The sequence below is a fragment of the Caulobacter sp. GW821-FHT11A05 genome, from assembly GCF_058809015.1.
On record NZ_JBXASF010000002.1, the window covers coordinates 315,519 to 327,541 of the forward strand.

The following is a 12,023-nucleotide window of genomic DNA, read 5'->3' on the forward strand; positions in this document are numbered from 1 at the left end:
CCTGTCCCGGAGTGAGACCATGCGCCTTCTGTTGATGTCCCTCACCGTCGCGGTGAGCCTGGCCGGCGCGGCCGAGGCCGCGTCCTGCACCTATCTCGAGGCCGAGATGCGACCGACGAACACCGGCGCCGGTATCGCCCTGCCGGCCGCCGGCCAGACCGACTGGTACCGCAACGGCGAGCCGATCGAGCTGTTCGGCGACCGCTATGAGGCGTTCGGCCTGCCGGGCGAATTGAGCGAGTTCGAGATGGGCGGCCTGGTCGAGGCGGGAAAGTGGAAGGGCGTGCCGGCCTTCACCGAGGAAACGGGTGAGGGGGAGCTGGTCTACGTCCCCGTCGATCCCAAGACCTGCACCTTCCGACGCTATGAGGCCAAAGAGTAAGGGCCGGACGTCACCGCCCGGCCCTTTCAAACTACAGACAGCTGGGTCGGCGATCAGCCGCCGGCCATCTTGCGGAAGAACTTCTGGCCCTGCTCGCCGCCGGCGAAGTAGGGCTTCTGGCCGGTTTCGTCGCTGATCTTGGCCCAGTTGTCGCGGACCTCCTCGACCGACAGGCCGCCCTCGCCAAGGAACACGCCCTCGGTTTCATAGATGCGCGACAGGGCGAAGGCGCCGGCGCCGGCGGTCAGGATGGCGCCGGTGGGGGCTTCGTCCGAAGCCAGGTAGACGACCCCGGGGGTGACGTATTCCGGCTTCAGCTTTTCCAGCACCTCGGGCGGCATCAGGCCTTCGGTCATGCGGGTGGCGGCGACCGGGCTGATGGCGTTGATGTGGATGTTGTTCTTTTGGCCCTCGAGCTTGATGGTGTTCATGAAGCCGATGATGCCGAGCTTGGCGGCGCCGTAGTTGGACTGGCCGAAGTTGCCGTACAGGCCCGACGAGGAGGTCGTGACGACGATGCGGCCGTAGTTCTGCTCCTTCATGATCTCCCAGACCGCCTTGGTCGGCTTGACGGTGCCGAGCAGGTGGACGCCGAGCACGAACTCGAAGTCGTCGATGGTCATCTTGGAGAAGGACTTGTCGCGCAGCACGCCGGCGTTGGCGATCAGGATGTCGATGCGGCCCCAGGCGTCCATCGCCTGCTTGACCATCAGGGCGACGCCGGCGTCATCGGTGACCGAGCTGCCGTTGGCGATGGCTTCACCGCCCAGCGCCTTGATTTCCTCGACGACCTTGTTGGCCGCGTCCGAGCCGCCGCCCGAGCCGTCCATGCTGCCGCCCAGGTCGTTGACCAGGACCTTGGCGCCGCGGCGGGCCAGTTCCAGAGCGTGCTGACGGCCAAGGCCGCCGCCGGCGCCGGTGACGATCGCGACTTTCCCGTCGAAGCGGATGTCGGCCATGAATTTCAATTCCCTTGCGCTGGGCTGATTTGAGAACGCCCGTTTGAAGATCGGGCGGGTTTGTGCGGCGCAATAGGGAAGGCGTCAAGCGTGACGCCAAGGTAAGGCTGGGAGGCCAGACCATCCGCACTGGGACAGTCTGGCCGGCCACAAGCTTTACGGTCGGTGTTTAGGCGACTTCGACGTCGCCGTTCAGCGACTTGGCGAGGTCGAGCAGACGGCGGCGCGGACGCTCGCCGAGCTGGTAGTAGGCGCGGATCAGGTCGAGGGTTTCCTTGCGGGCGAACATCTCGCCGCCGCCTTCGACATCGTTGGCCGCCGTTTGCGGGCGATCGGTCTCGCTGAGGCCGTCGTAGAAGTAACCGACCGGCACTTCCAGCGCTTCGGAAAGCTGCCAGAGGCGGGCGGCGCTGATGCGGTTGGCCCCGCACTCGTACTTCTGGATCTGCTGGAAGCGCACGCCGACCGAGCCGGCCAGCTGTTGCTGGGTCAGGCCCAGAAGACGCCGGCGGCGACGCAGTCGCTTGCCGAGGTGAACGTCGATGTCGTTGCCCATGGGCTTGAAAACCCCCTGTTGGTTAAAGCCTGTGGCCGTCCCAATTTGAAACGGTCAGGCCTCAACGCCGCATGTCGCGTGCCAAGCGAGGTTCCGTGCGACATTGCGCGCTTTGGGCGTGTGACTTAGTTACCGGGCATGCGTGACAGACGTGTCTCATGGGGCCAGGACCTGGCGTGGCGGGCTGAGGCGGTCGCCTATGACGTCTTCACCTTCCTGATGCGGCTGATGCCGACCGACTTCGCCTCGGAAGCCGGCGGGGCGCTGTTTCGCCTGTTCGGTCCGCTGACCAAGACCCACGCCCTGGCCTGGCAGAACCTGATCCTGGCCTTCCCGGACAAGGACGAGGCCTGGCGCCAGCGCGTCCTGGGCGACCAATGGGAGAGCAACGGCCGCACGGTCTTCGAATTCCCGCAGATGGACCGCATCCTGCCCTCGACCGGGCGGGTGGAGCTGGTGAACCGCGAGCGGATGGACGAGATCCGCGAGGGCGGGAAACCGGTCGTGTTCGTTTCGGGTCACTTCTCCAACTGGGAGGTGATGCCGGCGGCCATCGTCGACAGCGGCGTGGTCTGCCAGATGACCTACCGGGCGGCCAACAACCCCTACGTCGACAAGCGCATCCGCGACAGCCGGGCCCGCTATGGCGTGCAGCTGTTCGCGCCGAAGGGCGGCGATGGGGCGCGGGAGCTGCTCGATGGCATGAAGAAGGGCGAGTCGGTGGCCCTGATGAACGACCAGAAGTTCAACAAGGGCGGGGTGGCGGCGCCCTTCTTCGGGCGCGAGGTGATGGCGGCCCCGGGACCCAGCCGCCTGGCGCTCCGTTTCGGGACGGTGCTGCAGCCGATGAGCGTGCAGCGGCTCAAAGGGGCGCGGTTCCGGGCCGTGGTGCACGACCCCATCGAAGTGCCCGACACTGGTGACAAGGCCGCCGACATCGCCGCCGGCGTGGCGGCGGTGACGAAGTTTGTCGAGGACCAGGTGCGCGAGCGGCCGGAAGAGTGGTTCTGGGTCCATCGGCGCTGGCCGAAGGCGGCGTATGTGGAACTGGCGGAGAAGGGGCTCGGGCCGCCGCCCTAGATCGCCAACGCCCGCATCTTCGGTTTCTCGACCACATCGTCGATCCCGCGCCGCACGGGGCCGAAATAGTCCGCCGTCCGCACGAACGGCCGGGGGCGCATGATCACCGCCTCGATACGATCGAGCAGGGCGCGGGCGGTGATCGGCTTGGCGATCATTTCGGTGACGCCGGCGTCGCGGGCCTCGAACACCCGGCCGCGGTCGGCGAAGCCGGTCATCATGATGATCGGCAGGTAGATGTTCTCGCTGTCCTGGCTGCCCCGGACCAGGCGGGTGAAGCTGGCGCCGTCGAGCGGCTGCATCTGGAAGTCGACGATGGCCAGGTCGGCCTGCCAGGAGCGGAGGGCCTGCAGGCCGTCGGCGCCGTCCTGCGCCTCGCGCACCTGACGGACGCCGACGCCCTTGAGGATGGAGGCGACGATGGCGCGCATATGGGGATTGTCATCCACCAAGAGCACACGCAGCGACTCCAGCCCGATCGACATGAAACCCCCGAAAAGCATCGACTGATGATGGATCGGCGGCACACGTTATTGGTGTGGGGCGATCCCGGTTCGCTGGGATACGCCTTCAGCCGTTACCGGAGTATGTAGGTTCGCCGGCGAAACGTACTGACGGGTAATTTTTCTAGGCTGGGGCGGTCTGGCCGACCAGCAGCATCGGATCCAGATGGCGTCCGCGCCAGGTCATCCGCCAGCAGAGATGCGGCCCGGTGGCGCGGCCGGTGGCCCCGACCTCGCCGATCTTCTGGCCGCGTTCGACCCGCTGGCCGGCGTGGCAGACGATCTTCGACTGATGCAGGTAGATGCTGACCAGGCCCTGGCCGTGGTCGATCATCACCAGGCCGCCCTCGAAGTGCATGCCGCTGGCGGCCATGCTGACCACGCCGCCGGCCGGGCTTAGGATGGCCGTGCCCTTGGGGGCGGCGAGGTCGGTGCCGTAGTGGGGCCGCTTGGCCTCGCCGTTGAGGATGCGCTGGCCGCCGAACCGCCCCGTTCGCCGCCAGCTCTTGGCGGGCAGGGGCATGGTGAAACCGCCGCGAAAGTCCTCGGTGTCGATGCGGCTGGCCAGGGCCGCCTGCTTGAGGGCGTTCTGCTGTTTCAGCCTGGCCAGCAGGGCCGGGTCGCTGGGGCTGACCTGGTCCTGCGGCAGGCCGGCGATGCGCTGGATGTCGAAATCGCCGGGCGTCAGGTCGAAGACGTGGCTGACCGAGCCGCCGGCCGCCGAGACGCGCAGGCTGGCGGTCGCGGCGGCGTCGCGGTCGAAACCGATGACGAACAGGCCGCTGGGGCCGGCGCGGCCGACCGCTTCCTCGTCGAGCCAGAGATCGGCGCGGGGCGTGGTGCGGCCGAAGGCGAAGCCGCCCTGCTGGTAGGCGCCGCTGAGCCGGAGCGGCGGCGGCGCGGCGAGCGCGGGGACCGCGAAAGCCGCCGAAGTCAGGCCGAGGAGGGCGGACCGCCGGTTCAGGATTGCAGCTCTTTCCAACGCTTCAGGGCCTCGGCCGGGCCGGCGTAGGCTTCCTGGTGCTCGGGGCTCCAGTAGCGCAGGGCCTCGATGGGGATCTTCACGCCGGTGACGGCGCAGAGCACGTGCTTGCCCGGCTTGAGGATGGCGAATTCACCGTCCCCGTAGTGGAGTTGGGCAAGGTCCCGGCCCATGTCGCGATCGAAGGCGTTCATGGGGGTAATGTAGCGAAGGGGAGGGCGCGGGCCAACCTTTGACCATCACCTCATCCCGACCATGCTCGCGAAGGCGAGCATCCATGCGCGGGTCGAGCGTTCGGCCGGCGTTTCGGTTGTGTCTTCGTATGCATGGGTCCTCGCCTTCGCGAGGACATGCGGTGATGGGGAACCTAGAACAGGCTTCCCTGGCTGCTTGGCGGCGGGGGTTTCTTGGGGGCCGGCCTGGCGACCGGGGCCGCGACGAGCTGTCCCTCCTCGCCGTCGATCACTGCCTGGCGCGTGGTGTCCTCGAACATCAGGCTGACCGCCTCGCCGGAGGTCAGGCCGCCGCCGTGACGCACCAGCGAACCGTCGAGCCGGGTGACGAGGGCGAAACCATTGCGCAAGGGGCGCTTGGGGTCGAGGGACAGGCGCAGCTTGTCGAGGGCCTCGAGGCGTTCGCGCCGCTCGCTGATCACCTTGCCCGCGCAATTGCCCATGCGGCGGCCGGCGTCGGCGAGGCGCTGTTCCAGCGGCCTGGTGTCGGCGGCGCGGCGGATGGCGGCGTCGAGGCGGGCGCTTAAGGTGGTCAGGGTCTGGCGGCCGAGGTCGGCGCGGCGCTGCAGCAGGCCGGGACGCAGGGGCGAGGCGACGCCGGCCAGCCGGCCCGCGTGGAGGTCGAGGTTTCGTCTCAAGCCGCCGGTCAGGTGGCTGGCGGCGTAGTCGAGGCGCTGGCTGGCGGCGGCGGTCAGGTCGGCGGGGCGGGGGAGGCCCCGGGCCGACGCGGCCAGGCGGGTGCGGCGCTCCTCGATCATCCGGCCGCCGCAGCGGCTGAGGCGCTGGTCGAGGCCCGAGAGGGCGGCGCGCAGTTCGGCCAGCACCGGGGTGGCCATTTCGGCGGCGGCGGTGGGGGTGGGCGCGCGGCGGTCGGAGACGAAGTCGATCAGGGTGGTGTCGGTCTCGTGGCCGACGGCGCTGATCAGCGGAATGGTTCCCTCGAAGACGGTGCGGGCCAGGGTCTCGTCGTTGAAGGCCCAGAGGTCTTCCACCGAGCCGCCGCCGCGGGCGACGATCAGCACGTCCGGGCGCGGCACGGGACCGCCGGGCTGCATGGCGTTGAAGGCCCGAATCGCCGCGCAGACCTGCGGGGCGGCGGCGTCGCCCTGAACGACGACCGGCCAGACAATGACGCGGCAGGGCCAGCGGTCGCGGATGCGGTGCAGGATGTCGCGGATGACCGCGCCGGTCGGGCTGGTGATGACCCCGACGACGGCCGGCATGACCGGGATGGGGCGCTTGCGTTCGGGGCGGAACAGGCCCTCGTCGGCCAGCTTGGCTTTCAGTCGCTCAAGCTGGGCCAGCAGGGCGCCGACGCCGGCCGCCTCCATGGTCTCGATAACGATCTGGTAGCGCGAGCCGGCCGGGAAGGTGGTGATACGGCCGGTGACGATGACTTCCAGCCCCTGTTCGGGCCGGACGCCGAGGTTCCGCACGCTGCCCTTCCAGACGACGCCGTCGAGGGCGGCCTTCTCGTCCTTGAGCGTCAGGTAGACGTGGCCGCTGGAGTGGTGGGTGACCTTGGAGAGCTCGCCGCGCAGGCGGACGAAGCCGTAGGCGTCCTCAAGGGTGCGCTTCAGCGCGAAGGCCAGCTCCGAGACGCTATAGGCCTGGGCGTTGGAGGCGGGGGCGGTTTCAGTGTCGGTCACGGGCCGACCATAGCGGCGAGGGTGAGTCGCTGGAAACCACCCAAACGAACAACGGCGGCGACCGCGTGGTCACCGCCGTTGAACTCGCCCCCGCAAAGGGAAGGGCGTCAGATGTAGCGCCGCAGCGAGCGGGCCAGTTCGTTGGGGCCGGTCTTCTTCTTGCCGGTCTGGGCCGGCTGGTAGGCGACGCGGGCGTGGTCGACGCAGTAGACGCCTTCGCTGGCGCGGCGGCCGCAGAAGGTGAACTCGTCGCTGGAGGGATCGCCGATCGGCCACTTGCACATGTGGGCGCCCAGGGTCAGCACGGTGGCCGAACCCGGCTCTTCGATGCGCATGATGTGGGTCGGCGGGGCGGCGCCGCCGCTGGTGACCGGGCCGCTGCTGGCGACGGTCGGGGCGGCGGGCTCGGCCACGCGGCGCGGGGCCGACGGGGTGGAGGTGGTCACCGGGCGGGCCGGGCGCGGAGCCTTGAACACCTGGCGGGCGGGCTGGCTCGGCGCGGCGCGGCCGCTGAGGCCCAGGCGGTGGACCTTGCCGATAACGGCGTTACGGGTGACGCCGCCGAGTTGTTTGGCGATCTGGCTGGCGGACAGGCCGTCGAGCCACAGCTTCTTGAGAACATCTACGCGTTCGTCGGTCCAACCCATAAAGCACCCCTTCAGGCTTAGAGCGGACCGGTAAGCCCCACACGAACCGGCCCTATATCTTGTGTCTGAGCGGCCATTTCGACCGCCTCACTACCAGATATCGTAAACTTTTTATTAAGACACACAATGGGCGCCGGTGATTCTGTCCACAGGATCAAGATGTTGAATCGGCGTTCGCCGAACCGTCATGATTTCGCCTGTGATGGCCGGTGCTTGCGCAACGGCGCCGGCGCGCGCATCTGAAGGCCATGAAGGACATGGCCGCAGCACCCACTCCGCCCCTGCCGCGCGACTACGCGGGCTTCAACTGGACGGGCTTCTACACCCTCTACCTCAAGGAGGTCCGCCGGTTCTGGAAGGTGGGCATGCAGACCGTGGCCGCGCCGGTGGTCACCAGCCTGCTCTACATGATGGTCTTCGTGGTCGCCGTGAAGGGCGCGGCGCCGCCGATCAGCGGGGTGGCCTTCGCCACCTTCGTGGCCCCCGGCCTGATCATGATGACCATCCTGAACAACGCCTTCGCCAACAGCTCTTCCAGCCTGCTGCAGGCCAAGATGATGGGGCTGACCTCGGACTTCATGACCCCGCCGCTGTCGCCGCTGGAGCAGGTGATGGCCTTCAGCCTGGGGGCGGCGACGCGGGGCATCGTGGTGGGCCTGGTGACGGCGGTCGTGGTCGCCTTCCTGCCCAATGCCCACATGACCTTCGCCCAGCCCTGGGCCATCGCTTACTTCGGGGTCGGCGCCGCGCTGATCCTCGGCTTCGTCGGCATCCTGACCGGCCTGTGGTCGGAGAAGTTCGACCACCTGGCGGCGATCACCAACTTCCTGATCATGCCGATGACCTTCCTGAGCGGCACCTTCTACCTGGTCGACAAGCTGCCCGAGCCGTTCAGGTCGGCCAGCCATTTCAACCCCTTCTTCTATCTGATCGACGGCTTCCGCTACGGCTTCATCGGCCACGCCAACGGCAACCTGGGCATTGGCGCGGCGATGACGGCGGTGCTGGTGGTTGGCCTGGCGTTGACCTGCTGGCTGCTGTTCCGCGCCGGCTGGCGGCTCAAGACCTAAAAGGACGTCCATGCGTACTGTTCTGACGACCCTGATGGCCGGGGCCCTGTGTCTGGCTGGCCTGCCGGCCGCGGCCGGGACGAAGGAGGACGTGGCCAGTTTCGAGCAGCCGACGCAGGCTGCGCGGCTGGCGGCCCTGGAGGCGCTGCTCAAGCGCGAGGGCCTCCCTTACGAGATCCAGACCTTCGCCGGCGGCGAGGCCGGCAAGCCGGCGGAGGGCCGCAATGTCGTGGTCACGCTTGGTCGCGGCAAGAGCGACATCCTGCTGACCGCCCACTACGACGCCAAGGTGATGAAGGACGGGACCCTGGCCGGCGCCGTGGTCGACAACGCCGCGTCGGTGGTCGCCATCATCCAGGCCGCCAAGAGCCTCAAGCCTGGCAAGCTGAAGCATCGCCTGCGCATCATCTTTTTCGACCAGGAGGAACTGGGCCTGCTCGGCGCCAAGGCCTATGCGGCCGGCCTGGACGGCAAGCGGGTGGCGGCCGTCATCAACTTCGACGTCAACGGCTATGGCGACACCCCCTTCTTCGCCGACCCCAAGGACCCGGCCCTGGCCAAGGCCGTGCGGCACGCCTGCCTGGCGGCCGGCGAGGACTGCCTGGCCTTCGGCAGCTATCCCTCCAGCGACCATCTGGCCTTCCGCAAGACAGGCATTCCGGAGACCTCGATCAGCTACCTGCCAGCCCGCGAGGCCCACCAGCTGTGGCTGTTCACCCACGCCGGCAAGACCTCGGGCCTGGAGGCGGGTTTCCTGCCCAACGTGCTGGGCCTGATCCACACCCCGAACGACACCATGGCGGCCGTCGAGCCGGCGACGGTGGAACGGGCCGGCGAACTGGCGGCGGAACTGGTGAAAGCGGCCGACAAGGCCGTGAAACAGCCCCGCAATCATTGACATTCCGGCGGTCTCCCGCGACAACGCCAAGCCTTCCGGTCCCGTAGCTAACCGCTGCGGGACTTTCACCTTTTGGGAGGCAACCCTTGTCCACTCAACAGTCCGCCAAGCCCGTCAACGACCACATCATGGGCGTCTACAACCGCGCCCCGCTGGCCGTCGAACGAGGCGAAGGGGTCCGACTGTGGGATGAGGACGGGCGCGAGTATCTCGACTGCGTGGCGGGTATCGCCACCAACGGGCTCGGCCACTGCCACCCCAAGCTGGTCGCGACCTTGAAGGAACAGGGCGAGAAGCTCTGGCACACCTCCAACATCTTCCGCATCCCGGGCCAGGAGAAACTGGCCAAGCGGCTGTGCGAGGAGACCTTCGCCGACGTGGTGTTCTTCACCAACAGCGGCACCGAGGCCATCGAGTGCGCCCTGAAGACGGCCCGCAAGTACCACACCGCCAACGGCTCGCCGGAGCGGGTGGTGATCTGGGGCTTCGACGGCAGCTTCCACGGCCGGTCGTACGCGGCCATCAACGCCGCCGGCAATCCCGGCTACGTCGAGGGCTTTGGCCCGCGGCTGGAGAACTACAGCCAGCTGAAGTGGGGCGACCACGATGCGCTGAAGGCCGCCATCGAGGACCCGACCACCGCCGCCATCATCGTCGAGCCCGTGCAGGGCGAGGGCGGCGCCCGGGCGATGACGGTCGACGAGCTGGGCTGGATGCGTCGCCACAGCCGCGAGCACGGCGTGCTGCTGATCTTCGACGAGGTGCAGAGCGGCATGGGCCGGACCGGCAAACTCTTCGCCCACGAGTGGGCCGAGGATGGCGCCCCCGACATCATGGCGGTGGCCAAGGCGCTGGGCGGCGGTTTCCCGGTTGGGGCCTGCCTGGCCTCGGCCGAAGCGGCCAAGGGCATGACCGTGGGCGTCCACGGCTCGACCTTCGGCGGCAATCCGCTGGCCATGGCCGTCGGGCTGACGGCCTTCAACGAGATCGCCAAGGAAGAGACCCTGGCCCACGTTCGTGAGGTGGCCGGCTATTTCGTGCAGCAGCTGTCGGGCCTGGCCGACCGCTTCCCGGACGTGATCAGCGAGATCCGCGGCAAGGGCCTGCTGATCGGCCTGAAACTGATCCCCAACAACCGCGAGTTCATGGGCATCGCCCGCGACCAGGGCCTGCTGGTGGCCGGCGGCGGCGACAACCTGGTGCGGTTGCTCCCCTCCCTGCTGATCACCCAGGAAGAGGCGCGGGAAGCGGTCGAGAAGCTGGAGCTGGCCTGCGAAGTGGCGCGGGCCAAGGCGGCGGCATGAGCGAGGTCCGGCACTTCATCGACCTCTGGAAGCTCGACAGCGCGACTCTCCGGACCATTCTCGACGACGCCCATACCCGCAAAGCCAGCCGCAAGGGCTGGACGACCGGCATGGTCGACCATGACGCGCCGGCCAAGGGCCGACGCCTGGCGATGATCTTCGAGAAGCATTCGACCCGCACCCGCTTCAGCTTCGACGCCGCCATGCACCAGCTGGGCGGCGCGACCCTGATCTCGACGGCGTCGGACATGCAGCTGGGCCGAGGCGAGACCATCGACGACACCGCCAAGGTGCTGTCGCGGATGGTCGACGCGGTGATGATCCGCGCCAACCGTCACGAGGACGTCCAGCTGTTCGCCCAGAACAGCACGGTGCCCGTCATCAACGGCCTGACTGACAAGAGCCACCCCTGCCAGATCCTGGCCGACCTCATGACCATCGAGGAAAAGCTGGGCCCGGTGCAGGGCAAGACCCTGGCCTGGGTCGGCGACGGCAACAACGTCTGCGCCAGCTTCATCCATGCGGCCAGCAAGTTCGGCTTCAAGCTGAACATCGCCTGTCCGCCGGAGTATCATCCCGACCTGCACGACCTGGCCCGCGCGGCCGAGCAGCAGGGGCGGGTGGAGCTGACCGACAATCCGGCGGTGGCCGTTCGCGGCGCCCATGCGGTGATCGCCGACACCTGGGTCAGCATGGGCGACGCCGACGGCGAGGCCCGTCTCGACGCCTTCGAACCCTTCCAGGTCGACGAGGCGCTGATGGACCAGGCCCACCAGGACGCGGTGTTCCTGCACTGCCTGCCGGCGCACCGGGGCGAGGAGGTGACCGACGCGGTCATCGACGGGCCGCGCTCGCTGGTCTGGGACGAGGCGGAAAACCGCATCCACGCCCAGAAGTCGATCCTGGCCTGGTGCTTCGGCGCCATCGGTTAGACGAGAAAAGGGGCGGCTCCGCGAGGAGCCGCCCCAGTTCGTTTCAAGTCAGGCTTTTATTGCGGAACCGGGGTCGGTTCCGGGGCGGCCGGCGGCGTCGGCGCGGGAACCTCGACCGGTTCCGGCGCGATGACCGGCGGCGGGGCCGGCGTGGCCGGAGCCACGGCGGCCGAAGCCGGGGTGGTGCTCGTATAGGGCACCGGACCCGTGGTCGGCGGCGTCACCACTTCAGGCGCCGCGGCGGGAGCGGCCCGGCGGGCGGCCGGCGCGGCGGCGCGGCGAGCCGGGGCCGTGGCCTCGGCGCGACGGACCGGAGCGGCCTCGACAGGAGCCGGGGGAGCGGCCGGAACGGCGGCGGTGGTCTCGACCGGCGCCGGGGCCGGCAGAGGCGTCGGGGTGACGGCCGTCGGCACGGCGACCTCGGCGGTCGGCACACCCTGGCTGCCGTTGTTGCTCAGCAGGATGACCGCGCCGGCGCCGACGGCGATGATGCCGGCCAGACCGGCGATGATCAGGGGCCGGGCCATCGAACCGCTGCGCTTGGCCGTGGTCCGCTCGCCGAAGGCCGGGGCGGCCATGAAGCTGGACTCGGTCGCCGGCGCCGTCGTGCGGACGGTGGTGTCACGGGTGAAGGGCTTGGCCGCGGGCTGCGGCGCTCGGGCCTGGGCGGGCTCGCGGAGCGGCTTGTTGGTGGGAGCGCTGGTGTCGGTCCCGCCAAACAAGGCATGGGCGGTTTCACGATAGATGGCCACTTGAGGCCTCCTTTGTTTTGGATTGCTCGGGGAACCTAACGAGGTTCTATGGCAGACAGTTCCGCACAAGCGTCGA

14 protein-coding genes are annotated in these 12,023 nt (G+C 68.7%); 6 read left to right on the forward strand and 8 right to left on the reverse strand.

What is annotated here, in order from left to right; genetic code table 11:
- Positions 1–19: 19 nt before the first annotated feature.
- On the forward strand, positions 20–382 hold the full coding sequence (locus tag AC1RSK_RS04415; RefSeq protein ID WP_492905884.1) for a hypothetical protein: 363 nt from the start codon (positions 20–22) through the stop codon (positions 380–382).
- Positions 383–435: 53 nt separating this feature from the next.
- Here AC1RSK_RS04415 and AC1RSK_RS04420 read toward each other — a convergent pair whose 3' ends face one another.
- Together AC1RSK_RS04420 and AC1RSK_RS04425 are read right to left on the reverse strand one after the other, a co-directional pair.
- A complete protein-coding gene (locus AC1RSK_RS04420) occupies positions 436–1,341 on the reverse strand; it encodes an SDR family NAD(P)-dependent oxidoreductase (RefSeq protein WP_492905885.1) in 906 nt (301 codons plus the stop codon).
- Between the two features lie 169 nt (positions 1,342–1,510).
- Positions 1,511–1,897, reverse strand: coding sequence for a helix-turn-helix domain-containing protein (locus tag AC1RSK_RS04425; RefSeq protein ID WP_492905887.1), 387 nt, complete (start codon positions 1,895–1,897; stop codon positions 1,511–1,513).
- 138 nt (positions 1,898–2,035) lie between these two features.
- Between AC1RSK_RS04425 and AC1RSK_RS04430 the strand changes: the two genes are divergently transcribed.
- Positions 2,036–2,977: a lysophospholipid acyltransferase family protein gene (locus tag AC1RSK_RS04430; RefSeq protein WP_492905889.1), complete on the forward strand. Its 942-nt coding sequence runs from the start codon at positions 2,036–2,038 to the stop codon at positions 2,975–2,977.
- Here AC1RSK_RS04430 and AC1RSK_RS04435 read toward each other — a convergent pair.
- The 5 genes from AC1RSK_RS04435 to gcrA form a co-directional block, all read right to left on the reverse strand.
- Positions 2,974–3,462 carry a response regulator gene (locus AC1RSK_RS04435; RefSeq protein WP_492905891.1) on the reverse strand — a complete coding sequence of 163 codons (489 nt, stop codon included), beginning with the start codon at positions 3,460–3,462 and terminating at the stop codon, positions 2,974–2,976. The two genes, AC1RSK_RS04430 and AC1RSK_RS04435, sit on opposite strands and share 4 nt — an antisense overlap.
- A 142-nt stretch (positions 3,463–3,604) precedes the next feature.
- Positions 3,605–4,462: a M23 family metallopeptidase gene (locus AC1RSK_RS04440; RefSeq protein ID WP_492905892.1), complete on the reverse strand. Its 858-nt coding sequence runs from the start codon at positions 4,460–4,462 to the stop codon at positions 3,605–3,607.
- Positions 4,441–4,656, reverse strand: coding sequence for a DUF2093 domain-containing protein (locus AC1RSK_RS04445; protein ID WP_492905894.1), 216 nt, complete (start codon positions 4,654–4,656; stop codon positions 4,441–4,443). Before AC1RSK_RS04445 ends, AC1RSK_RS04440 begins: the two co-directional genes overlap by 22 nt.
- 173 nt (positions 4,657–4,829) lie before the next feature.
- Positions 4,830–6,344: an exodeoxyribonuclease VII large subunit gene (gene xseA, locus AC1RSK_RS04450; RefSeq protein WP_492905896.1), complete on the reverse strand. Its 1,515-nt coding sequence runs from the start codon at positions 6,342–6,344 to the stop codon at positions 4,830–4,832.
- Positions 6,345–6,451: 107 nt separating this feature from the next.
- Entirely contained in the window at positions 6,452–6,991 is a 540-nt protein-coding gene (gene gcrA, locus AC1RSK_RS04455; protein WP_492905898.1) for a cell cycle sigma 70 cofactor GcrA, read from the reverse strand.
- A gap of 248 nt (positions 6,992–7,239) precedes the next feature.
- Between gcrA and AC1RSK_RS04460 the strand changes: the two genes are divergently transcribed.
- The 4 genes from AC1RSK_RS04460 to argF all read left to right on the forward strand — a co-directional run bounded on the left by AC1RSK_RS04460 (position 7,240) and on the right by argF (position 11,195).
- Positions 7,240–8,061 (forward strand): ABC transporter permease, encoded by an 822-nt coding sequence (locus AC1RSK_RS04460; RefSeq protein WP_492905900.1) that lies wholly within the window; start codon positions 7,240–7,242, stop codon positions 8,059–8,061.
- Positions 8,062–8,071: 10 nt separating this feature from the next.
- Complete coding sequence (locus tag AC1RSK_RS04465; RefSeq protein ID WP_492905902.1) at positions 8,072–8,959, forward strand: M28 family metallopeptidase; 888 nt, start codon at positions 8,072–8,074, stop codon at positions 8,957–8,959.
- Between the two features lie 128 nt (positions 8,960–9,087).
- The gene (locus AC1RSK_RS04470) at positions 9,088–10,263 is read left to right on the forward strand and encodes an aspartate aminotransferase family protein (protein ID WP_492906459.1); all 1,176 of its coding nucleotides are present in this window, start codon (positions 9,088–9,090) and stop codon (positions 10,261–10,263) included.
- Entirely contained in the window at positions 10,260–11,195 is a 936-nt protein-coding gene (gene argF, locus AC1RSK_RS04475; protein WP_492905904.1) for an ornithine carbamoyltransferase, read from the forward strand. The genes AC1RSK_RS04470 and argF overlap by 4 nt, the downstream gene beginning before the upstream one ends.
- A gap of 56 nt (positions 11,196–11,251) precedes the next feature.
- Here the strand turns inward: argF and AC1RSK_RS04480 are convergent, their stop codons facing one another.
- A complete protein-coding gene (locus AC1RSK_RS04480) occupies positions 11,252–11,947 on the reverse strand; it encodes a hypothetical protein (RefSeq protein ID WP_492905906.1) in 696 nt (231 codons plus the stop codon).
- Positions 11,948–12,023: the final 76 nt, after the last annotated feature.